Source organism: Paraburkholderia haematera (assembly GCF_905220975.1).
Taxonomy (GTDB): domain Bacteria; phylum Pseudomonadota; class Gammaproteobacteria; order Burkholderiales; family Burkholderiaceae; genus Paraburkholderia; species Paraburkholderia haematera.
In genome coordinates, this window is the sequence record NZ_CAJNBK010000006.1 from 147517 (window position 1) to 171968 (window position 24452).

At 59.0% G+C, this 24452-nt stretch carries 14 protein-coding genes and 1 pseudogene; 6 read left to right on the forward strand and 9 right to left on the reverse strand.

Features of this window, described 5'->3' with window-relative positions; genetic code table 11:
- Positions 1-13: 13 nt before the first annotated feature.
- The 3 genes from KHO23_RS13840 to KHO23_RS13850 are packed head-to-tail and all read right to left on the reverse strand — an operon-like array spanning position 14 to position 2734.
- Positions 14-901 carry a hypothetical protein gene (locus KHO23_RS13840; protein WP_211611800.1) on the reverse strand — a complete coding sequence of 296 codons (888 nt, stop codon included), beginning with the start codon at positions 899-901 and terminating at the stop codon, positions 14-16.
- Positions 898-2427: a pilus assembly protein TadG-related protein gene (locus tag KHO23_RS13845; RefSeq protein ID WP_211611801.1), complete on the reverse strand. Its 1530-nt coding sequence runs from the start codon at positions 2425-2427 to the stop codon at positions 898-900. The genes KHO23_RS13840 and KHO23_RS13845 overlap by 4 nt, the downstream gene beginning before the upstream one ends.
- 25 nt (positions 2428-2452) lie before the next feature.
- Positions 2453-2734 (reverse strand): Flp family type IVb pilin, encoded by a 282-nt coding sequence (locus tag KHO23_RS13850; RefSeq protein ID WP_211611802.1) that lies wholly within the window; start codon positions 2732-2734, stop codon positions 2453-2455.
- 784 nt (positions 2735-3518) lie between these two features.
- Here KHO23_RS13850 and KHO23_RS35660 point away from each other — a divergent pair.
- The 6 genes and pseudogenes from KHO23_RS35660 to KHO23_RS13875 all read left to right on the forward strand — a co-directional run.
- A pseudogene (locus KHO23_RS35660) lies at positions 3519-3617 on the forward strand (ESPR domain-containing protein); the annotation flags it as partial.
- 324 nt (positions 3618-3941) lie between these two features.
- Entirely contained in the window at positions 3942-11582 is a 7641-nt protein-coding gene (locus tag KHO23_RS13855) for a YadA-like family protein (RefSeq protein ID WP_456238758.1), read from the forward strand.
- A 96-nt stretch (positions 11583-11678) separates the two neighbouring features.
- On the forward strand, positions 11679-12812 hold the full coding sequence (locus tag KHO23_RS13860; RefSeq protein WP_211611804.1) for an OmpA family protein: 1134 nt from the start codon (positions 11679-11681) through the stop codon (positions 12810-12812).
- Positions 12813-13296: 484 nt separating this feature from the next.
- Positions 13297-13905, forward strand: a complete 609-nt coding sequence (locus tag KHO23_RS13865) for a response regulator transcription factor (RefSeq protein WP_211611805.1) — start codon at positions 13297-13299, stop codon at positions 13903-13905.
- Between the two features lie 10 nt (positions 13906-13915).
- Positions 13916-14227, forward strand: coding sequence for a hypothetical protein (locus KHO23_RS13870; protein ID WP_211611806.1), 312 nt, complete (start codon positions 13916-13918; stop codon positions 14225-14227).
- 10 nt (positions 14228-14237) lie between these two features.
- Positions 14238-14591, forward strand: a complete 354-nt coding sequence (locus KHO23_RS13875; RefSeq protein ID WP_211611807.1) for an Hpt domain-containing protein — start codon at positions 14238-14240, stop codon at positions 14589-14591.
- Positions 14592-15798: 1207 nt separating this feature from the next.
- Here KHO23_RS13875 and acnA read toward each other — a convergent pair.
- From acnA to KHO23_RS13905, 6 genes are all read right to left on the reverse strand, one after another.
- Positions 15799-18516 (reverse strand): aconitate hydratase AcnA, encoded by a 2718-nt coding sequence (gene acnA, locus KHO23_RS13880; RefSeq protein ID WP_211611808.1) that lies wholly within the window; start codon positions 18514-18516, stop codon positions 15799-15801.
- A 45-nt stretch (positions 18517-18561) separates the two neighbouring features.
- Positions 18562-20013 (reverse strand): bifunctional 2-methylcitrate dehydratase/aconitate hydratase, encoded by a 1452-nt coding sequence (locus tag KHO23_RS13885; protein WP_211611809.1) that lies wholly within the window; start codon positions 20011-20013, stop codon positions 18562-18564.
- Between the two features lie 25 nt (positions 20014-20038).
- On the reverse strand, positions 20039-20536 hold the full coding sequence (locus tag KHO23_RS13890) for a hypothetical protein (protein WP_211611810.1): 498 nt from the start codon (positions 20534-20536) through the stop codon (positions 20039-20041).
- A 105-nt stretch (positions 20537-20641) separates the two neighbouring features.
- The gene (prpC, locus tag KHO23_RS13895; protein WP_211611811.1) at positions 20642-21829 is read right to left on the reverse strand and encodes a bifunctional 2-methylcitrate synthase/citrate synthase; all 1188 of its coding nucleotides are present in this window, start codon (positions 21827-21829) and stop codon (positions 20642-20644) included.
- Between the two features lie 160 nt (positions 21830-21989).
- A complete protein-coding gene (locus KHO23_RS13900; RefSeq protein ID WP_211611812.1) occupies positions 21990-23006 on the reverse strand; it encodes an HpcH/HpaI aldolase/citrate lyase family protein in 1017 nt (338 codons plus the stop codon).
- 273 nt (positions 23007-23279) lie between these two features.
- Positions 23280-24263, reverse strand: coding sequence for a malate dehydrogenase (locus tag KHO23_RS13905; RefSeq protein WP_074289036.1), 984 nt, complete (start codon positions 24261-24263; stop codon positions 23280-23282).
- Between the last annotated feature and the right edge of the window lie 189 nt (positions 24264-24452).

A 24452-nucleotide genomic window follows, 5' to 3' on the forward strand; every position in this document is an offset into this window, starting at 1 on the left:
TAATAGACTAGTTTCATTGACTCAAACGATTTGCGGGTACTACGTCTTGCTGAATAAGACCGAACTGGAGCGACGAGATCTCGGGCGCATATTTTTGAAGACCCAGATACCCGTAGGGCTGAACCAGCACGACATTCGCGGCCGGCACCGCCTGACTGAATACGGCCTTGGCGTTGTCCGAGCCGTCAGCCACCCATGCATTGGCCATCAGCACGTTCGTGTCGGAGAAAGTCAGGCCGCTGAAGGCGGGTAGTAAGTGATCCTTAGGCCAAAGCCGCTTCAATACATCGCTATCTCGTGCGATCGAAATGCTGAGAGTGCCGGATTGCAGCGTGCGTGTCGGCAGGTCTAGCTTCGACAGGTAGGTGCCGCCAGTGCCAGTACTGATCGTTCCGAAGGGCGTGACGGCGGCCCTTGCATTGCTGCTTGCGGGATTCTCGCTCGCAGTTGTGGTTGCAACGACATCGGCGGTTGAGGCGAGCAACGGATTGCCTCCGTAGTCGTCCCACATTGCGGGCCGGGAACCGAGCGACGGGCCATACTTTCGGTCGGTGCCGGAAACCGGGGAGCGGTCGCCCGCCATGACGCGTTGTATTACCTCTGACTTCAGTTCCTCATCCATCTTGTGCGCAGCTAAAGCAGCGCTGCCGTAGCTACTGGACCAGCCTTCCGTGGTGGACGGATCACTAATAAACCCCTTCTTGGGGACGGTGTCTGTCCACACGGTGCGTTCCCATGCGATGTAACGCGAGCCCATCAACGTTCGGTTACGGACGTCGTTGAACTTGCCAAGCATCGCAATGCCGAGCAATAGCACGCTCATCACCAGCGTCATTGAAATCAGGAATTCCGCCATGGCTTGACCAGACTGCGCGGATGTTCTTGGGGCGATTCGTTTCATTGCTGTTTGGCTTGAGTTGCTGTCGACATTTGGGTTGCCTGAGCAGCCTGACGTTCGCTGTCGCTGACTGGTGCGAGCGTGGCTTGCCAGTACGGACTGAACAGGCTCGGGTATTCGGTTTTGCGGTCGGCGCGCGCCCACTGGTTGGCGTTCACCAGGCCACCAATAATCGAACGACCGAAGGACGTTTCGTCAGGACGCACGAAATAGGCGTTAGCGCTCGACAATGCTCGCATCGCACCGCTGACAGCGTTGTCTTTCACTTCCATCCGACCGCCACCATGCAGCCCCACGGTTTTCACCAAGGTGTTGCTGTTGCGTGTCACTTCGATCGTGATTCGTGGCGCCTGGCTGGCGCGTTGTATGCCATTCACTTCCTGATAAGGCAGCAGGCCGCCGTTGGCGAAGTCAAGCGACGGGCCCGGACCAATTCTGAACTGTTCAGCCATGGCGTCCGGCACCTGCCAACCAGGCGTCTCGCTCCCTTGGTAGCCGAAATTGAAGTAGCCGCCGTAACCTTCCCAGTCTTGCCAGGCAGCAAAGGGAGGATGTGTCATGTAAGTGGTGACGTTACCGTTGGCGCTGCCGCCGAATCCTGCCTCGGCCTCGAGCGGGCCGATACAGGAAATGTTCACGTGCGCAGTACTTGCGTCGATGGATTCCCAACCGGTTTTGTCGTTACGTAACTGGGTACCACCGTCGTGTGTGACGTTGATCGTGAAGGTGCTGTTGGCACCGCATATCTTGTTGGCCGAGTCGTCGAGCTGCTGGAAATTCGGCGCGATACTTCGCACGGAGTTGCGATTCTTGATGAAACCGTCAAGCGTGCTCTGGTCCGTTACCACGTCAGCGAAATTGTCCTGCCCGAGACTTCCGGCAGGCGTGACGGTGGCCGTGTAGGAAGACCACGCCGCAAGTTGTGCCGCGTTACGGTCACTGATGAAGTATCCGGCTGTGACGCGCGTATCAGGCTGGTTCTGCTGCGCAATTGCGTCAGCAGTGTCTGGCACGGCGCTGAAGACAGCCGCGTGGTAGTTGGCCTGCGCATCGCTCAGCGCACGGTTAAGTGAGCCAATGCCTGCGGCTACACCGGGCAACAATGCGTCCAACGCTGCGCGCACCGGTGCAATGTCATTCTTTCCGATGCGTTTGGGCGTGTTCCATCTATCTGGATGATCCGCGATCCCATTGACGATGTCGTCGAGTTGCGATGTGCTGTAAGTCGAATCGAGTTCGTCAATCCAGGATTTCAGCGCAACTATCTGTGCCGCGGTGACCTGATTGGCGACCATTGCCCGGTTCGTATAGGCGGAGAAATTGTAGTCGCGTGCCTGCAGCACGGCTGCGCTGTACGCAGCGGCGTCGGCAGTGTTCTGGAGTTTGATTTTGGCGCTCGTCATCTGGAACGAGTTGAACGCCACGTAGAGGCCGATACAGCCAACCAGAAGAAACAATAGTGCAGGGACCAGCGCCTGCCCGCTAGCGCCGGCGACCCTGGCCCTGCCCTTACGGGCAGAGCTTTTCATGATGGATATCGTTAATCTGCAGAGATTAGTTGCCAGCGTTGTTGGCGTCGTTATACGTACCCATGTTCTTCGTCTTGTTGGCGTTGGTAGTCGCCGTATTCGCGTTGGTCTGCGCTGTCGTGATGTTGCCCTGAGCGTTTTGACCTGACATTTCCACCGCAAGACCGGCGGTCTGGTTACGCAGGGTTTGGCCGAACATCGAATACACGCCGATTGCCGATACGGCGATCAGGGCGACGATGATGATGTATTCCGTCATACCTTGACCGAGTTGCTTATTTTTGCGGCGAATTTGAGAAATTTTCATGATCTCTATTTCAAAAAAAGTTAATACAAAAGATTGAATGTTGCCTGGACACGGCTTTGCAAGCTTTGTTGTCTTGAACAGAAACAGAAATTAAACAATTCACTGCTCAAAACGCACGAGCAACAGTGCCGGGGCGAAGTATAGGAATGGAGTGACGTTGCAGGAGGGGGAAATTTCCGAACCTTTGCGGTGTAGTTCCCTATGTGGGGCTGCGCATCAAGCAATAGAGATTCGTTCCACTTTCCGCGAGAGCGGGTGACATGGACTGCTAGTCGACAGGGCGTTATTTAGGCGGGGTGGCTGTGTTGTCTGGCGATGCGTTTGTGCATGGAGAGGGGGCGAGTTGAAGGCCATGTGTCGTAACGTGAGTCGCTGTCGGAAACGGCTACAGCATGGTTCTCATAGTCGAGAACTGAGGCTAAGGTAGATCGTCATTAGTTAGATTTCCTGCGGAATGTAGTTGCCGACTCGATTTCGTTGCAACGGCACCACGACAGCAACGTATAACGTGGATTTCCAGCTACAGCCGAATTGGTCGGGATTCAAGCTGGCTGCTGACATTCAGTGTGCTGCTACTTCTCTCATGGTTATTCGGAAAATTCCCGCGAGCTTTTCGCTTTTCCTGATTTTTAGGGATAGAACCGCCAGTTAGATTTGCGACGCGTGAAAACTTTGGGTCGAGCCTTTAGGGTGAACGGCCAGTTTTTTGCGGTGACCGTTTTTCACGGTTTCTCAAATTGAACTGCAAGCGGGGCTCGCCCGTTATTTAGGGAATGCAACAAGAATGAACAAGGTATACAAATCGGTGTGGAACGCGGACGCGGGCACGTATGTGGCCGCAGCGGAAACGACTAAGGCCAAAGGAAAGAAAGCGCGCGGTGGTAGAAGTCTTTTAGCAGCGGGCGTGCTAGAAGCGGAGCGCGCTGGCAATCAGATATTGGAATCGAAAAGCAGTTTGAGCAGTAGGGGGATGACGGGAGTCCTGGGCGGCGCATTTGCAATTGCTGCAACAGGTTTAACGTTTAGCAGTCTGGCAAGCGCGGACGTTATGCCTGTCAACCCAGGTCCTTTCAGTCCTCTAGACGGGCAGGCTGGCGTGGAATTTTGCGCTTCTAGCAAAGCTTACGGTGTCAATACCTCTGGGTGTAGCATACCGGGTTCGATTGAGCAGGCACAAACGTCCACGACCCCTTATGTCGGAACTGGGGTGGACGGTTTCGGTCTGTTCGTCAGCTACGGCGACGGTTTCAGTAAGGTGAGTCAGCCAGCATTTGTTTATGGCACGAAGGCCGGGGATCTCGTTCTTCATGGCCAAAACGGCATTTCCATGCTGGACAACGTGCTCATGTATGGGAATCAGATCAAGAACCTAGGCGCGGGCGACGTGTCGCTTTCGAGTACAGATGGGGTTAATGGCGCGCAGCTGTATCAACGCACACGATATTTCAACGCAAATTCCCCGTCAGACGATCCGTCTACGGATGCTCGGGCGATGGGCGCCAGTTCAGTTGCTTCTGGACCGTCGTCGAAGGCGGTTGGAAGCAATTCCAGTGCTTACGGTGCTAACGCCGTTGCATTGGTGTCAAATTCAGTTGCACTGGGCGCCAACTCGGTTGCCAGCCGTAACGATAGCGTGTCAGTCGGCTATCTGACGGCGGATGGTAAATCGCAGTACACCAGGCAGATTACCAACGTGACGGCAGGCGCGGCGGGTACCGACGCAGTCAACGTTAACCAGCTGAACGCTGCCCTTGCCGGAATCACCGGTGGTAGTGGTGGTACTGTTCCCAACGCTGTGACGTATAACGACTCAGGAATGGGCCTGATCACGCTCAAGGGCTCGAGTGGTACGAAGATCACCAATCTGACTGCGGGCGACATCTCGTCGGCGTGGAGCACGGACGCGGTGAACGGTTCGCAGCTTTACCAGACGAACCAGAACGTCGCCAACGTAGCAGGTAATGTCACAAACGTGACCAACAACCTGAATAACGTCACGAACATTGTCAACAACATCGTAAACAACGGCATCGCAGGCTCGCCGCTCGTTGTGTTGTATGACACGTCGAGTCGCAACAGCTTGACGCTCGGTGGAGTAGGCAGCACGTCGCCAGTCAAGCTGACGAACGTAGCGCGAGGCGATATCTCGTCGGCCTCGAGCACGGACGCAGTGAACGGTGGCCAGTTGTATGACACGAACCGGAACGTAGCGAATGTGACGGGTGGCTTGATTGACCTGTCGGGTGGCGTGACGAACCTATCTCGCGATGTGGCAAACGTCACTAATACGGTGAACTTCATCACCAACGGTGGTGGCATCAAGTACTTCCACACCAATTCGACGCTGGCCGATTCGTCGGCAACCGGTACGGATTCGACAGCGATCGGTGGAGCATCGACGGCGACGGGCGTCAATTCGGTAGCGCTGGGCTCGAAGTCGATGGCGACTCGCGACAACTCGGTTGACGTCGGTTCACGCCAGATCACAGGCGTGGTAGCAGGCACGCAAAACACCGATGCAGTGAACGTGGCGCAGCTGAATGCGGCAATCGCTGGCGGGTCTGGTGGTGGCTCGCCTAACGCCGTTCTTTACGACGGCTCAGCGCACACCAAGATCACTCTCGGCGCCGTGGGTGCTCCCGCGCCAGTCGCACTGACGAACCTGGCAGCAGGTCAGGTCACGTCAAGCAGCACGGACGCAGTGAACGGCTCGCAGCTGTACAACACGGCAAACAGCGTTGCAGCAGCACTGGGTGGCGGCGCGAGCGTGACCGGCACTGGCACGGTCACGAATCCGAGCTACCAACTTAGTAGCGGGACGTACAGCGACGTCGGTCAGGCGCTCGCTGGCTTGGACGGCGAAATCGGGGCGATCAACACCAACGTCATCAACACCACTAAGTACATCAGCGTAGCGTCGACAGCAAGTGCTGCATCAGCAACCGGTATGGAGTCCGTAGCGATCGGCGGTGGAGCAAAGGCTTCGGGACAGAACTCGTTGTCGTTTGGTGTGGGTTCGAACACCTCGGCTAACAATTCGATCGCGATCGGTGCAAACTCGATCGCAAACGTCGACAACACGGTGTCCGTTGGTAAAAAGGGCAGCGAACGCAGAATCATGAATGTGGCTAATGGCGTGGCCACTACCGACGCAGTCACCTTCGGTCAGCTCAGCGCACTGCAGACAACTGTCACGCAGCTTGCGCAGCAATCGGGCGGTGTTAAGTCGATGCTTATGGTTGGAGCGGCGCCGCCTGTCACGAACTACATCGCAGTGAGCGCTAGCGTAACCCAAGGTACCGCGACGTCAACGGATGGTGCGATGGACGCCATGGCGATCGGGCCGACCGCGAAAGCGGGTGGCGCCAGCTCGTTGGCGGTCGGTAAGGGTGCGAGCACCTTCTACAAGGAGTCTACGGCTATCGGTGCCGGCGCAAATGCGGCGGCGGCCTACACCACCGTGATCGGTTCAGCCGCGTCGACCGGTACTTATGCCGACTATTCTGTTGCGGTCGGCTACAACGCTAACGTGGGCGGTACCAATGCACTCGCGATGGGATCGGCTGCCCAGGCTGACGCCACCAACGGCATTTCAATCGGTAACGAAGCGTTTGTTATTGGCGCTGCCGACAACGCGGTTGCCCTAGGCTACAATGCTACGGCCTCTGCTCTTAACTCCGTGGCACTTGGCGCAAATTCCGCCGCGGATCGGGCCAACACCGTTGCGGTGGGCAGCAGTTCAGCACAACGCCAAGTCGTCAACATGGCAGCCGGCACGGCGAATACCGACGCGGTGAACGTCAGCCAGTTGAAGGGCGTGACGGATGTGATTGGCGGTGGCACGGCCGTGAACGCTGACGGCACAATCAAGAAGCCCTCCTTTTCGGTGGGCGGTCAGACCTACACGGATGTCGGCTCGGCCATCGCTGCGGCGGCGTCCGGATCCGGCGGTTCGGCCAATTCAGTGCAGTACGACGACACGACGAAGAACACGATCACGCTGAAGGGCGCAAGCGGCTCGACGAAGATCTCGGGTCTCACGGCTGGTACTCTGTCCGCATCGAGCACGGACGCGGTCAATGGTTCGCAGTTGTACTCCACGAACCAGAACGTGGCGAACGTCACCGGTAATGTGATCAACATTACCAATACGGTGAACAACATCACCAACGGTAATGCTGGCGTCAAGTACTTCCATGTGAACTCGGGCATTGCTGATTCGACCGCGACGGGTTCGGATTCAATTGCTATTGGTCCGATGGCATCGGTCACGACCCAGCAAGGCATTGCGGTAGGCTACAAAGCTAGCGTGAGCGGGATGTACTCGGTTGCCATCGGCTCGAGTTCGGTTGCCGATCGTGATGGCACAGTGTCTGTTGGCTCGAGCACGTACCAGCGCCAGATCGTCAACATGGCAGCCGGCACGGCGAATACCGACGCGGTGAACGTCAGCCAGTTGAAGGGCGTGACGGATGTGATTGGCGGTGGCACGGCCGTGAACGCTGACGGCACAATCAAGAAGCCCTCCTTTTCGGTGGGCGGTCAGACCTACACGGATGTCGGCTCGGCCATCGCTGCGGCGGCGTCCGGATCCGGCGGTTCGGCCAATTCAGTGCAGTACGACGACACGACAAAGAACACGATCACGCTGAAGGGCGCAAGCGGCTCGACGAAGATCTCGGGTCTCACGGCTGGTACTCTGTCCGCATCGAGCACGGACGCGGTCAATGGTTCGCAGTTGTACTCCACGAACCAGAACGTGGCGAACGTCACCGGTAATGTGATCAACATTACCAATACGGTGAACAACATTACCAACGGTAATGCCGGCATTAAGTATTTCCACGTCAATTCGACGCTGCCCGATTCGTCGGCACCGGGTACGGATGCCGTGGCGATCGGCGGTAATGCTAAGGCGACGGCGAACAACTCGGTGGCGCTGGGTTCGAACTCGGTCGCCAGCCGCGCCAACACGGTCGACGTGGGTTCTCGCCAGATTACTGACGTTGCAGCGGGTACGCAATCCCTGGACGCGGTGAATCTCGCACAGCTCCAGGCGATGGGCGCAATCGTCGATTCCAGTGGCAACTTTAAGAACGCTTTTGTTTCGTATGACGACACGACGAAGAACACGATCACGCTGAAGGGTGCGAACGGATCGACGAAGATCACGGGTCTCACTGCCGGTGCGTTGTCGGCATCGAGCACGGACGCGGTCAACGGTACGCAGTTGTACTCGACGAACCAGAACGTGGCGAATATGGCCGGTAATGTGACAAACATTACCAACACGGTGAATAACATCACCAATGGTGGCGGAATCAAGTATTTCCACGCTAATTCGACGCTGCCCGATTCGGCTGCTACGGCTACGGATGCAGTGGCGATCGGCGGCAACGCGAAAGCGACGGCAGCCAACTCGGTGGCGCTGGGTGCGAACTCGACGACGGTGACCAACCTGAATGCTGCGGCGTACCTTTCGACAAGCGGCACGCTGTCTGGCACGGCGCCTGTAGGCGAAGTGTCGGTCGGTTCGGTGGGTAGTGAGCGCCGCTTGACGAACGTGGCGGCTGGTGCGGCATCGACCGATGCAGTGAACGTGAGCCAGTTGCAGGCAGCTGTGACTTCTGCTTCCAGCACGGCCTCGGCTAACGCGGTGCAGTATGACTCTTCGTCGCACAACAAGGTAACGCTGGGCGGTGCTAGCACGTCCCCGGCTGTGAAGTTGACGAACCTTGCCATCGGCACCGTTACCTCAACCAGCAGTGATGCGGTGAATGGTTCGCAGTTGTACAACACGGCAAACAGCGTGGCGGCTGCACTGGGCGGTGGTTCCGGCGTGAGCTCGACCGGTACGGTAACCAGTCCGACCTATAAGCTCAGCATGGGAACGTACGCCGATGTCGGCGCGGCACTGACCGGAATGGATGGTGTTGTCAGCTCGATCAACACGACTATCACCAACACCACGAAGTACATCAGCGTCGTGTCTACAGCGAGTGCGGCGATTGCATCTGGCGGTGAAGCTGTGGCGATTGGTGGCGGCGCAAAGGCTTCAGGGCTGAACTCATTGGCTTTTGGTTCGGGTTCGCTTGCGTCGGCTGACAACTCGATCGCACTGGGCGCAAACTCGGTCGCAAATGTGAGCGGCGTGATTTCTGTCGGGAAAAAGGGTAGCGAACGCAAGATCGTGAACGTGGCCAACGGCGTGTCGGCCACCGACGCTGTTACCTTCGGCCAGCTTCAGGCGTTGCAGACCACGGTCACCCAGCTTGCGGCGCAATCGAGTGGTGTTAAGTCGATGCTGCTTGGAGCCGGTCCGCTGCTTGGCGACGCGCTGCCAGTCACGAGCTATATCGCAGTAAGTCCTAACGTGACAGGCGGTACCGCAACGAGTACGGATGGCGCGATGGACGCCATGGCGATTGGGCCGACCGCGAAAGCGGCTGGCGTCAGTTCGTTGGCGATCGGCAAGGGTGCCAGCACGTTCCACGGTCAGTCTACGGCTATCGGTGCGGGCGCAAATGCGGTGGGTTCCTACACTACCGTGATCGGTTCAGCCGCGTCGACCGAGGACGGCGCGGATTATTCAGTTGCAATCGGTTACAACAGCAACGTGGGCGGCGTCAATTCGTTGGCAATGGGCTCGGCTGCTCAGACCGATACCTCTGGCAGCGTGGCAATTGGTAGCGACGCGTATGTGACGGGTGGTGAGAATTCAGTTGCTGTCGGCTTGGGTGCGACCGCTAGCGTGGCTAATTCCGTAGCGCTGGGCGCGAATTCGATAGCGGATCGTGCCAATACGGTTTCGGTCGGCGCAAAGGATGCGGAGCGTCAGATCGTCAACGTGAAGGCCGGCACGGCGGACACCGATGCGGTGAACGTCAAGCAATTGAATACCGCGATTGCCACTGTCTCAGGCGGCGGTGCACCTAATGCGGTGATCTACGACTCGGCGGCGCATGACAAGGTGACGTTTGGCAACGTGGGCACGCCGGTTGCGCTGACCAACGTGGCGGCAGGCCAGATTGTATCCAGCAGCAAGGATGCAGTGAACGGCGGGCAGTTGTATGACACAGCGAACAGCGTTGCGGCAGCACTGGGCGGCGGCTCGTCAGTGGGTACGGACGGCAAGGTTACCAAGCCGGCCTACGCACTTAACGGTAGCACCTACAACGACGTCGGCGCGGCACTGGCGGCAGTTGCAGCGGGTGGCAGCGGTGGTTCGGCCGATGCTGTGAAGTACGACACGACATCGCACAACAAGGTGACGTTGGGTGGTGCAGGTTCGTCGACACTGGTGACGGTGTCCAATGTGGCTGACGGTGTGGCCAACAACGACGCCGTGAACGTCAAGCAGTTGACGGAGCTGGGCGCGAAAATCGACAGCAACGGCAACGTGTCGGGTGCATTCGTCGCGTATGACGATAGTTCGAAGGGCAAGGTTACGTTGGGTGGCGTTGGTTCTACTACGCCGGTGAGCCTCACCAACATTGCAACGGGCCAAGTCACGCAGAGCAGCAAGGACGCGATCAACGGTTCGCAGTTGTACGGTACCGTGAGTAGCGTTGCTCAAGCACTGGGTGGTGGTTCCAGCGTGACGACGAATGGCACGCTTACGAAACCGAACTACACGGTTGGTGGCAACACGTACAGCGGCGTTGACGCAGCAGTGGCCGCATTGGACGCAAAGTCGAGCACCGGTTCGCCGGACGGGGTGGTTTATGACACGTCGGTGCACGACAAGCTGACGCTTGGCGGTGCCGGCTCGACGACGCCGGTGCAACTTTCGAACGTGGCTGACGCGAAGGTCGATAACGACGCAGTGAACTTCAAGCAATTGAAGGCAGCTGGTTTGACCGTCGATACGTCGGGTAACGTGACCAACTCGTTTGTCGCGTACGACAACCTTAGCAAGGATACGGTTACGTTCGGCGGTTTTGGTTCCACCACGCCGGTTCAGTTGAAGAACGTGGCTGTCGGTGATGCCCTGACCGATGCCGTCAACGTTGGCCAGATGCAGGCGTATGTCGCCAAGAACGCCGGTGGCGGTGGCACGGCAAACGCAGTGGCCTATGACGACACGAACAAGAACACCGTGACTCTCGGCGGCGCGGGTCATGCACCGGTGACGCTGACGAACGTGGCGGCGGGTTCAAATGGTACGGACGCGGTTAACTTCTCGCAGTTCTCGAGCCTCCAAAACCAGGTGAACAACATTTCCGGCGGTGGCGGCAGCACGACCTACGTCAACATCAACACGCCGAGTACGGGTGGTACGGCCGCGTCCGCGTCAGGTACGGATGCGATCGCGATCGGTAACGGTGCTATTGCATCGGGCACGGCAGCGATTGCAATCGGCAAGGACGCAGTGACGGCGGGTGACAACTCGGTTGCGATGGGTCAAGGTGCTTCGGCTCCGAACACCAACTCGGTCGCGCTGGGTTCGAATTCGACGACGGATCGCGACAACTCGGTATCGATGGGTTCCACCGGTCACGAGCGTCAGATCACCAACGTCGCAGCCGGTACGCAGGCAACCGATGCAGTCAACCTCGGCCAGTTGAACAACGCCATGGGCGGCATGCAGCAGTCGATCAACAACGTTGACCGCAGCGCGGCCAAGGGTATTGCATCGGCATCGGCGCTGAACATCGTCACGCCGTATCTGCCGGGCCGTACCACGCTGAACGCAGGTATTGCCAACTACCGTGGCTACCAGGCGCTTGGTCTGGGCGTGTCCCGCTGGAACGAAAAGGGCACGGTCAACTACAACCTTGGCGTGTCTTCTTCGGGCGGCAATAGCACCATCGTTCGCGCTGGTATCGGCATCGTCCTCGGCAACTAAGCAAAGGCCGCAAGGCCTTGAATAGAAGCTCGAGACGTTAGCTGTCTGGGTCGCACGGGAAGCTTCCGTGCGACCCTCTTTCCATGAGACACAGATATGAAGTATTCATTGATTGCCATCGCGCTGGCCGCGATGCTCGCGGGATGTTCGTCCTCCGCGATGCGCGATCGCCTGCAGATTCAGGACCCCACGGTCCTACAAACTGGTTTCAAGGCGTCGCAAGATGTAAACTCTGGCGCGGTCACGCCGCAGTGGATCGGAACCTATAGCAGCACGAAGAATGGTCCGATGCTGACCGCGGTTCAGACACGCTTGAACGCGCTGGGTGAGCGCAAGAACAACTATTTCGGCGATAAGGCCCAATGCTGGCTCAACGCCGCCAGCGATGAGCGCTCGCTTCACGACGGCTGGGGCTTTGTCGAGGAGGCATTGCACCAGGCCGATCATTTGACCACCGCACTCGAAACGGGTCAGGGACTCTCCGCTGATAATCCCGAGTTGCGAACCGCGTCGGTTATCCGGCCCGATCTGTGGAAGCAGATTCTTGCCGCGAAGACCTCGCAGCTTTTCCCGCAATGTCAGGAAGCGCAGCGTCTGACCGCCTGTTCCGAGGTCGAAATGATTCACGCTGGGCACGAAGCATGGACGCGTGATTTTGACGCGAGTCAGCGGATCGTTGATGGCGTAGAGAAGGGTATGCCCGGTATCGGAGCAGCCCTCGAAGCGTGCACGCCGCCGCCGGTGGCAGCGCCGGTCGTTTCGCCGATTCCCGAGAAGATGACGCTGCAGGCTGATGCAACCTTCAGATTCGATCGTTCGGATCTGGCCGGTATGTTGCCGAGCGGTAAGGCTAAGCTCAACGAACTGGTCCGTGGCCTGCGCCAAGTTGACGACGTAACGAGCATTCGCATTGAAGGCTATACGGACCGCCTCGGTAGCGACAGCTATAACCGTCAGTTGTCGGCAAAGCGCGCTGATACGGTGAAACGTTATCTGCAGAACGGTGGTGTTCGGACGCCGATGACGGCGCACGGTCGGGGTAAAGATGATCCGGTAGTGCAGTGTGACAACCGGAATCAGCAGGCGCTGATCGACTGTCTTGCGCCGAATCGTCGGGTGGAGTTGGATTTTGCGCGTAGCAGCGCGCCGATGTCTGCCGTGCATGAGACATCGCGACTACAACCGCAGCGACCGTTTCAGCAAAATCAGCAGGATCAGCAAGAGCAATAAGAAGGGCGGGAAATTCTAATTCGATGATTTTTTTGTGCGGTAGTAATGTAGTACACATCAATTGAAGTCGATGACTTCTTTCCGGCGCGCGAGAAAACGCGCGCGCCGCCACGAATCTTCTTTTCCAAGGAGCGCGAACAAGGTTCGCGCTCGCTTCTTATCCCATCTCCCTTTGTTCCGTTCTGAAGACTCGAGTGGACTATCCGTCTCTCAGCGCTCCTTTCCCGGAGAAATTAACCTAAAAAAGTAAGTACTTTGAATCTGAACTGCTGCTAATAGACGCAAGGCGATCGAAGGTAGTGCCTTTCGTGTAGGGGTTTCAAATTCATTCTGTGGGAAAAGTCGGACAAATATTGCGGAAGTATCGCCTGACGGCATAGAAGAAATGTTTCAAACATGTTGTTAGAATTTTCTTCTGTTTCTAGGGTGGCCTATTCGATGCGGTCTGTCGCCCATTTACTCATTTTCAATAATGGAGCGGCGTGTGAAAAGAATTGTGATTATTGACGACCACCCAATGATTCGGGGAACGGTGTCCGGCGTACTGAGTGCCGACCCAGAGCTGGAAGTCATCGGAGAATGCGGTGATGGTGAGGACGGGCTGGCGATGGTCCTCTCTGAGAATCCCGATCTGGTCATTCTCGATCTCGATTTGCCGAGCCTTGATGGTTTGGCCATGATCCGTCGTATTCGGGAACATAACGGTCAAATGTCAATTCTCGTGCTGTCCGCTAAACCGGAGCGCGTCATGGCTGGCTATACGCGCGTTGCCGGCGCAAATGGTTACGTGGGAAAAGGGCGGGAAATCGGTGAACTGATTACCGCCATAAAAACTGTTCTATACGGCTACGACTGCTTTCCGGCAGAGACAGCCAATTCAGCAACTGAAAATGGTTTACACCTCCTATCGGCGCGCGAAGTGGAGGTGCTGCAATATCTCGTGCGTGGTGTGAGCAACCGCGATATAGCAGCCCGGCTAATTTTGAGTGACAAGACGGTGAGCACGTACAAGAGCCGGATCCAGGAAAAGCTTGGGTTGACGTCGTTGGCCGGGCTGATCGAATTCGCATCGTTACACAGACTGGCCGACTGAGTTTTGCGCCATGAATAAAGTGGTTTTGTTTGGTTTTTCAGCGCACCGTCGTGGTCCAGTATCACGTATGGCTTGCACCGCACGCCTTGCTTCGATTCGATTTGCAACGGTATTCGGCGGACTCTGCGCGTTTGCTCTGCTGTGTGTGATCTCAATACGATCCAACGCTGCACCGCTGGCTGATAGCGTATCGCTCGTTGACAATTCGCGCCCCGCTCCGGCCATGATCGCCCATGACGCTCGGGAGCAGCAACCCATGCGGCAGGCCTGCAACCTGCAAGATGCGGAGGGAGAATCGGCCCGCCGTTGCCACACAACTTGAGGAAATCCTCGTGAGTACCTCGACTGAACCCTTCGACCACAACTATCTCAACGCGTTGTCGCGAGAGGGTATCGATCTCCCCACGTTCGTCCGCGGTTGGCGTTGTTCCATGGACGAAGATTTGGTGCGGCTGCACGGCTTGCGTGACCAGCACGACATTGAAGGTTTACGCGCATCACTGCACAGATTGAGTGGAACCGTCGGTCTCGTCGGTGCGCGCAGTTTGATGGAGGCGCTGCAGGGCGCGAGCGCCACTTTGCAACAATATGAAGCCGGCGCAATCGACGTGCTCGTAAAGCGCTCGAGGAACCTGATGATGCAACTCGACGAAGCGATCGGTCCCCACCGGAGCGCGGTACGATGAACCGACCGTTGGCCTTGATCGAAGGTGATCTTGCCATCCCGAAGCCGCTGCCATTCGACAGCTTGCCCCCGCCTTTTGGTTCGGGGCGGCGGGCGGCACATTCGCCATATGGGCTGGCACAGGGCGCCGCGCGGTTGGCACGACCCAGTCGGGTCTCCCAGGGTACGAAGCACATCCTGTTCTACAAGCTGCCGCCGAAACGCGTAGATTCGCATCGTTTCGATATGGCGATGGTAGAAGCGAAGCGCTATCTTGATAGCGGCAACGTTCTCCCGCGTTCATCGCGTTCGGATCACATACTCGGGGCGGCGATTTTCGCGGGTTGCAGCCTCGCGTTGGCATGGCTGCTTGTGACATGCACGGTGCGGGATGCCGGAAAAGCGAGGGAACTGACTGCGAAGCTTCCGTCAGTTCCTGCGCTCGACGGTACGCCCGCGGATCGTCCGCAACGGCCGGCGCCGTTGGCAGCGAAAGATAAGCAGGTGGTTCCGCAGAGTGTGGGCCCGGCTGCGAGCGCGGTGCCGGAGACAGCCATAGCAAACTCTACTGCGGCAGCGACGATACCTCGCTCAGGCTTGGCGACACGCAGTGTCGTCGTAGCTGTCGCACCGGCGAGTCCAGCGGCAAGTCACTCAGCGCCTACGCTGACGTCGGGGAGCCGTGCGAAGAACAATGACCGTACTCGGGCGGCGCCTCGAAACCAGCGGACGCTGCAATCGCAGGAAATCACGCCGCGGCTGACCGCGTTAGCGTCGACCCGCGAAGCAACGCGGAGTTACGCCGAAAAGGCGGGACACAAAGTTGCCGTCGCTCGCATGACTGCGACGAATGTCGACGATCGGCTCGCGTTAAGCAGCACCGCTGGTTCAGCCACGCGGCCCTCTGTGTCTAAGCAAGCTGAATGGCCCGGATCAAGCTCGTCGGCGCGAGATGGCGCGGTCGGCGACGCAGCGTGGGTCAACTGGGCCGTCCAGCAGTCGCGCACGCACGTCGCAACGCGTGCGTCAACGGCGGCGGACACCGACTGGAACACTCGCATGACTCAGCGTCGGGTCACAGACAACCCCGAGGCTTTCCGCGCAGGCGCCGGCACATCGCAAAAATAAAAAAAGCCCGACCAAAGTCGGGCTTCCAAAGTCGGCCGCGTCCTCCACAGGACGCGGCCCCTGCAAACAGCTCGCAGTTACAGCACGCGTTACCTAAACCCTTAAGCCGCCAGCAGCGAACGCAGCACGAACGGCAGAATCCCGCCGTGCTTGTAGTAGTCCACTTCGATCGGCGTATCGATACGCAGCAGCACGGCGACACGCTTCTCCTTACCGTCCTTGCCACGAATCACCAGCGTCACTTCCTGCTGCGGCTTGAAGTCAGCGCCAAGGCCTTCGATGTCATACGTTTCTTCGCCGGTGATACCGAGCGATTGCACGCTATCCGAGCCCTTGAACTGCAGCGGCAGAACGCCCATGCCCACCAGGTTCGAACGGTGAATGCGCTCGAAGCTGCGAGCAACCACAGCCTTCACGCCCAGCAATTGCGTACCCTTCGCAGCCCAGTCACGCGACGAGCCCGTACCGTACTCTTCACCCGCAAACACAACCGTCGGCGTGCCCGCGTCGATGTACTTCATCGCTGCGTCATAGATCGACTCTTGTTCGCCGCTCGGCTGGTGAATCGTCAGGCCGCCTTCCACGCGCGAGCCGTCTGCTTTCGCCGGGATCATCAGGTTCTTGATCCGGACGTTCGCGAACGTGCCGCGCATCATCACGTCGTGGTTGCCGCGGCGCGAGCCGTAGCTGTTGAAGTCGGCCTTCTGCACGCCGTTCGCCTTCAGCCACTTGCCTGCCGGCGAGTCTTCCTTGATCGAGCCTGCCGGGCTGATGTGGTCGGTCGTGACCGAGTCACCGAAAATGCCCAGTGCGCGTGCGTTCTTCACCGCGGCGATGCTGTCTGCCGGCGTCATCGAGAAGTCCTTGCCGAAGAACGGCGGCTCTGCGATGTAGGTCGACTTCGGCCAGTCGTAGACTTGACCTTCTTCGCCTTCGATCTTGCTCCACAGGTCGCCCTTCTTGGTCAGCGACGCGTAGTTCTTGCGGAACGCATCTGCGTCCAGCGCGAACTTGAGCAGGGCGTCGACTTCTTCGCTGGTCGGCCAGATGTCGCCCAGGTAGATGTCCTTGCCGCCCTTACCCTTGCCGACCGGTTCGGTCATCAGGTCACGCGTGATGTTGCCGGCGATCGCGTAAGCCACAACCAGCGGCGGCGAGGCCAGGAAGTTCGCGCGGATGTTCGGGTGAATACGTGCTTCGAAGTTACGGTTGCCCGACAGAACCGCTGCCGCGACGATGTCGTTCTTCGTGATCGCTTCGTTCAGTTCCGGCGTCAGGTCGCCCGCGTTACCGATACAGGTCGTGCAACCGTAAGCGGCCAGCGTGAAACCGAGCTTGTCGAGGTACTTCATCAAGTCGGTCTTCGTCAGGTATTCCGTGACGATACGCGATCCCGGAGCCAACGAGGTCTTGATGTGCGGAGCGACCGTCAGGCCGGCTTCAACCGCCTTCTTGGCCAGCAAACCAGCAGCCAGCAGCACGCTCGGGTTCGACGTGTTCGTGCACGACGTGATCGCAGCGATCAGGATGTCGCCGTTCTTCACATCGACGCCGTTGCTCGTCGTGTATTGCGCGTCCAGATCGGCTTCCTTCTTCGCAAAGCCGTTTTCTGCAACCGGCTTCGAGAACAGGTCGCTGAAGGTCGACTTCACGTGACCGATTTCGATACGGTCTTGCGGGCGCTTCGGACCTGCCAGCGACGGCGTCACCGTGCCGAGATCCAGCGTGACGACCTTGGTGTAGTCGATCTGGCCAGCCTTCGGAATACCGAACAGACCCTGCGCCTTGAAGTAGTTTTCGAAGGCGGAGATTTCTGCGTCAGTACGGCCCGTGCCCTTGAAGTAGTCGATGGTTTTTTCGTCGACCGGGAAGAAGCCCATGGTTGCGCCGTATTCCGGCGCCATGTTGCCGATCGTTGCGCGATCCGGCAGCGACAGCGACTTCGTGCCTTCGCCGAAGAACTCAACGAACTTGCCGACAACCTTTTCCTTGCGCAGCAGTTCGGTCACGGTCAGGACCAGGTCGGTCGCCGTCAGGCCTTCGCGCAGCTTGCCCTTCAGTTCGACGCCCACCACGTCCGGCGTCAGGAAGTACACCGGCTGGCCGAGCATGCCGGCTTCAGCTTCGATACCGCCCACGCCCCAGCCCACCACGCCAATACCGTTGATCATGGTGGTGTGGCTGTCGGTGCCGACCAGCGAATCCGGGTAGTAGACCGTGTCCGCGCCTTCTGCCTTCTTGTGCACGCCGCGTGCGAGGTATTCCAGGTTCACCTGGTGAACGATACCCACGCCCGGCGGCACGACCTTGAACGTGTCGAATGCTTGCATGCCCCACTTCATGAACTGGTAGCGCTCGTTATTGCGCTGGAATTCCAGTTTCATGTTCAGGTCGAGCGCGTTCTTTTCGCGGAAGTGATCGATCTGCACCGAGTGATCGACGACCAGATCGACCGGGACCAGCGGTTCGATCGACTTCGGATCCTTGCCCATGTGTTTCGCAACGCCGCGCATCGCAGCGATGTCGGCGAGCAGCGGCACGCCGGTAAAGTCTTGCAGCACAACGCGCGACACGACGAACGGGATTTCGTCGACGCGTGCAGCCGTCGGCTTCCAGTTCGCGAGTTGCTCGATGTGTTCTTCGGCGATCTTCTTGCCGTCGTAGTTACGCAGCACCGATTCCAGCACGATACGGATCGAAACCGGCAGGCGGTCGATCTTGATGTTCAATGCCTTGCCGAGTTGCGGCAGGGAGTAGAACTTGCCTTTGCCGGAACCGCTGTCGAATTCCTTGAGCGTTTTGTGGAGGTTGTGGGCCATGGTGTTTTCCTTGGTTTGATCGCGGAACTACGTTACTTAACTTGACTAGATGACGTACAGATCGACGTACTCATTGACCGGCATGGCTTCAAGCCTTACCTGATCCAGCGACACGTCGAGAATCGCCAGTTGTTGCTTGACCGGAAAGCGGCGCGCGAGGTTGGTCTTGAACTTCTCGACCAGCAACGGAATCCCGTCTTCGCGACGACGCTTATGACCGATCGGGTATTCGACTACAACTTCGTCGAACGTCGAACCGTCGTTGAATTCGATCGTCAGTGCATTGGCGATCGAACGCTTCTCCGGATCGTGGTAATCCTTCGTGAACTGCGCGTCTTCGACACATGCCATCTTGGCGCGCAGCACATCGATACGCCCATCCTGCGCGATCGAATCTTCATAGTCCGCGGCCGTCAGGCGGCCATGGATCAACGGCACGGCGATCATGTATTGAATGCAATGATCGCGGTCGGCCGGATCGTTCAGGGGGCCTTTCTTGTCGATGATGCGGAGCGCGGCTTCGTGGGTGCGAATCGTGATCTTGCTGATGTCTTCGATGCGCTTGCCTTGAGCAGCGAGCTGCGCGTGCAGCTTCATGGCCGCTTCCACTGCTGTCTGTGCGTGGAATTCTGCCGGAAATGAAATTTTGAAGAGCACGTTTTCCATCACGTACGAACCGTACGGACGCTGAAACTTGAACGCATTGCCCTTGAACAGGACATCGTAAAAGCCCCACGTCTTAGCGGTGAGCACCGACGGATAGCCCATCTCGCCGGTTTTCGCGATCAGCGCGAGCCGCACCGCGCGCGAAGTCGCATCGCCCGCCGCCCACGATTTGCGCGAGCCGGTATTCGGCGCGTGACGATACGTGCGCAATGCATGCCCATCGACAAATGCCTGCGAGACCGCGTTGATCAGCTCGTCGCGGGTCAAACCAATCAGTTCGCCGACCACTGCGGTGGAAGCCAGCTTCACCAGCAGTACGTGATCGAGCCCGACCTTGTTGAACGAGTTCTCGAGCGCGATACAGCCTTGAATTTCGTGCGCCTTGATCATGGCGATCAACACGTCTTTCATCGTCAGCGGCTGTTTGCCCGCTGCGATGGCGCTGCGCGAGAGCCAGTCGGCTGTCGCCAGAATCCCGCCGAGGTTATCCGACGGATGCCCCCATTCGGCGGCCAGCCAGGTGTCGTTGAAGTCCAGCCAGCGGATCATCGCGCCGATGTTGAAGGCGGCCTGAACCGGGTCCAGCTGGAACGACGTGCCCGGCACCTTCGCGCCGTTGGGGACGATCGTGCCCGGCACGATCGGTCCCATCAGCTTGGTGCAGGCCGGGTAGGTGAGCGCCTCGAGTCCGCAACCGAGCGTATCGATCAGGCAGTTACGCGCGGTGTCCAGCGCGAGCGTGCTGTCGATCGGGAAATCCAGCACGTAATCGACGATATCGACCAGGACGCGGTCCGGGGCGGGTCGTACGTTGGAAATCGGAGCGGACATCGAGGTGCTTTCCTGATGTAACGGATTAGTTCGTCTTGTTGATCGCGTTCGATTGCGTCGGAGCCGGTGCGCCTTGAATCATGGCTGCCGTCTTGCATTCGTCGGCCAGACGCGAGCTGTCTTTATCCGAGAACAACATCGCCTTCGTCGGGATCACGACCAGGTCCATACCCGTTGCGGCGTCGTGGAAACGGTCTGCGCCCGTGGTGGTCGCTTCGCGCGGCAGATTGTAGTTTTTGTTCGCCCAGTGAACCGTGACGATCTGGTCACGCTTCATGTCGCCCTTCAGGTCGAATGCCAGACCTTCGTTGCACGACCACTTTTCCGCACCTTCCGGTACCGGATCGACCTTCGCTTCCTTGGCCGGGTTCGGTTTGCGCTTGATCAGGCGTTTCGGCTGCGGCTTCTTCGGCACGGCCTTGGCAGCCGGCGTGGTGGTGGTTTGCGCAGCGGCTTCCGTCGCAACGGTCAGCATCGTCGTGGACAAAGCGCCGACTACAACGGCGATCAACAGCTTATTCATGGTGGAGAACCTTTCTATCTAATTTCAGTTAAACATTACGCGGGCTACCGGTCCCGGCATCCGCGAGGGTTGAACTGCACGCGCTTCGAAAGCGCACAGCGACCGCTATTTTCTCCTATTTAGCGGCGCGAACTTCAAATTCTCTGGACCGGTGTAATTGGCGCTCGGACGGATGATCTTGTTGTCGATCCGCTGCTCGATAATGTGCGCGCTCCAGCCAGCCGTGCGGGCGATCACGAACAGCGGCGTGAACATCGCCGTCGGCACGCCCATCATGTGATACGAAACCGCGCTGAACCAGTCGAGATTTGGAAACATCTTTTTCACATCTGCCATCACTGTTTCAAGTCGCTCGGCGATGTTGAACAGCTTCAGGTTGCCCGCTTCCTTCGAAAGCTTCTTCGCGACTTCCTTGATGACCTTGTTGCGCGGGTCGGAGATCGTGTACACCGGGTGACCGAAACCGATCACCACTTCCTTGTTTTCGACGCGACGGCGGATGTCGGCTTCGGCCTCATCGGGCGTCTGATAGCGTGACTGGATCTCGAACGCGACTTCGTTCGCGCCGCCGTGTTTCGGACCGCGCAATGCGCCGATCGCGCCGGTGATCGCCGAGTAGATGTCTGATCCCGTGCCCGCGATCACGCGGCCGGTGAACGTCGAGGCGTTGAATTCATGCTCGGCGTACAGGTTCAGCGACACATGCATCGCGTCGACCCATGCCTTCGACGGCGCCACGCCGTGCAGCAGGTGCAGGAAGTGGCCGCCGATCGAGTCGTCGTCGGTTTCGACCTCGATGCGCTTGCCGTTGTGCGAGTAGTGGTACCAGTACAGCAGCATCGAGCCGAGCGAGGCCATCAGCTTGTCGGCGATGTCGCGCGCACCCGGCAGGTTGTGGTCGTCTTTCTCCGGCAGCACGGTGCCGAGCACCGACACGCCGGTGCGCATCACATCCATGGGGTGGGCGGCGGCCGGAATCCATTCCAGCGCGGCCTTCACATTCGCGGGCAGGCCGCGCAGCGCCTTGAGCTTCGTCTTGTAGGCGCTCAGTTCGGCTTGCGTCGGCAGCTTTTCGTGGACCAGCAGATAAGCGATCTCTTCGAATTCGCACGCACCGGCGATGTCGAGAATGTCGTAGCCACGGTAGTGCAGGTCGTTGCCAGTCTTGCCGACCGTGCACAGCGCGGTGTTGCCCGCCGTCACGCCGGACAGGGCGACGGATTTCTTCGGTTTGAAACCGCTTTTAGATTCGTTCTCGCCTTGTGCACCGGCGGTTTGCGTCGTCTCGCTCATCTCCCGCAATCTCCTTTGTGCCTGCTCGATGCTTCTGATTGAACCGCGCATTCGACCTCTGTTTCCTGCTGCGCGAGGCGGTGCAGCGTTTCGCTCGCACGAGGCCATGCGCGGGCGCCGGCCAGCACTGTCACGCCGGCTGCTGCGTTGACTTTCGCGCTCATGATGCGGCTTGCCGGTTAGCGCCCACTTTCGTGAAGAGCGGCGCGGCGTCTTGCGGAACGGCGCGGCCGGTGGATTGCGCGCGACGCAGCACCGACCAGTAATAGCGATAGCTTGCCCGGTCGTGCAGCGTGTGGTGATGGCGCGTTGGTCCCCATTGCGCCGACTGCGCGGCCAGCAGAATTTCGGTAGCGGTGGCGATTTCTTCGTCGCGCGGGGCAAACGCGGCCACGATCGCCTCGATCTGCGCCGGGTGGATGCTCCACATGCGCGTGTAGCCGAACTCGTTGCGGGCGCGGGCGGCGTCGTTTGCAACCACGCTCATGTCGCGCACTTCGGTGCTGACGTTATGCGATGGCACCTTGCCGTACGCGTGGCAGGCCGCCGAAATCTCGAGCTTCGCGCGCCGCACCAGCGGGTGATCGAACTGACCGGGCGAGCGCATGGCGGTATCGGGAATCGCGCCGTCGTGTGCGGAAACGAAGTCCATCAGACCGAAGCTCAGCGCCTCGACGCCGGGCAGCGCGGCCAGATCGAACACGCGCGTCAACGCGCCATGCGTTTCGACCAGCAGTTGCACCGGTACCGGTTGCGCAATGCCGAGCTCACGCCGCGTAGCCTCGATGAACGCGACCATTTCGGCGGCATCGGGGACGTTGCGGATCTTTGGCAGAGTGATGTAAGCGGGCGCTCGCTTCGCGGCGCGCAGAATGAGGCGGACGTCGTCACGCCAATGCGCGTGATCGAAGTCGTGAATCCGCACGCCGACGCGGCCGAAGTGGTCATGCTCGCTACCCAGCAGCGACGCAACCAGCTGCGCGTGTTCGGCTTCCCGGCCGACCTGGGCGCCGTCTTCACAATCGAGCGTGATGTCGAACACCGGGCCGAGTTGCTGCTGCAATGCGAGTGATTTCAGCATCAGCTTCTCGCTGCCGGCGTAGTGATCGCAGGCAGGCAGCACAGCGGGCGGCACTTCGCCGTCAAACAGCACTTCGGCGGGTGTGAGGGCGCGCATCTTCGGCGTCAGGCGTGTGGATGGTCGTTAGGGGATCTGATGCGGATGCGCTCTGTTCGGCCATCATTGGGCAGCCGTACAAAAACGCGTTCGGATCAGATGCGAATGCTGGCGTTCGCACGCAAATTCGCACGTAAAAAACCGGAACCCGCCGCGATAAAGCCTGGGAGCGCCCCAGGCCTGTCGCTTCGCGCCAGGCCCCCCCAAGGGGGTGAGAAACCTTGGGGCGGCCCGGCGTTTTCTCACGAGTTCCGGTTCGTCTGCATCAGGCGCTTAGCCGAGCAGGTGTTGAACGCCTTCGCGTTCTTCGAGCAGCTCGTTCAGCGTGCCGTCCATCTTCTCGCGCGAGAACGCGTCGATTGCCAGACCTTCAACGCGCTTGTACTCGCCGTTCTCGCACGTAACCGGCACACCGTAGATGATGTCTTCCGGGATGCCATACGAACCGTCCGACGGGATACCCATCGTGACCCACTTGCCGTTCGTGCCGAGCACCCAGTCACGCACGTGGTCGATTGCGGCGTTAGCCGCCGACGCTGCCGACGACAGGCCGCGCGCTTCGATGATCGCGGCGCCGCGCTTGCCGACGGTCGGGATGAACGTGTTGCGGTTCCATTCTTCGTCGTTGATCAGCTTGGTCAGGTCTTGACCTTCAGCCGTTGCAACGCGGAAGTCCGGGTACATGGTCGGCGAGTGGTTGCCCCACACAGCCAGCTTTTCGATCGACGCGACCGGCTTGCCCGACTTGGCGGCCAGTTGTGACAGCGCGCGGTTGTGGTCGAGACGCAGCATGGCGGTGAAGTTCTTCTTCGGCAGATCCGGTGCCGACTTCATGGCGATGTAAGCATTCGTGTTGGCCGGGTTGCCGACCACCAGCACCTTCACGTCGCGGCTTGCGACTTCGTTCAGCGCCTTGCCCTGAACCGTGAAGATTTCGGCGTTTGCCGACAGCAGGTCTTTACGCTCCATGCCTTTCGAACGCGGACGTGCGCCGACCAGCAGGGCAACGTCTGCATCCTTGAATGCAACCTTCGGGTCGTCAGTGATCACGACACCCGACAGCAGCGGGAATGCGCAATCATCCAGTTCCATCACGACGCCTTTGACGGCGCCTTGCGCTTGCGGCAGGTCGAGCAGTTGCAGGATGACCGGCTGATCCTTGCCGAGCAGATCGCCATTGGCGATGCGGAACAGCAAGGAGTAAGCGATTTGACCTGCGGCGCCGGTGACGGCAACGCGCTTTGCGGGCTTAGCCATTGAGAAATCTCCAGGACGATGCGTTAGACGCTAGGGAAAACGCCATTCTATATGCGCGTTCAGCGAAGCGTTGTGAAACACGGCGGAATTCACTGTTCGCGTACAGCCTCGGAATATGCCGGGCCGTGCGGCGCGTTGCGGCAAAACCGCCATGCCGGAAACCTGTACTGCAGAGCGGGGAGCGGAACA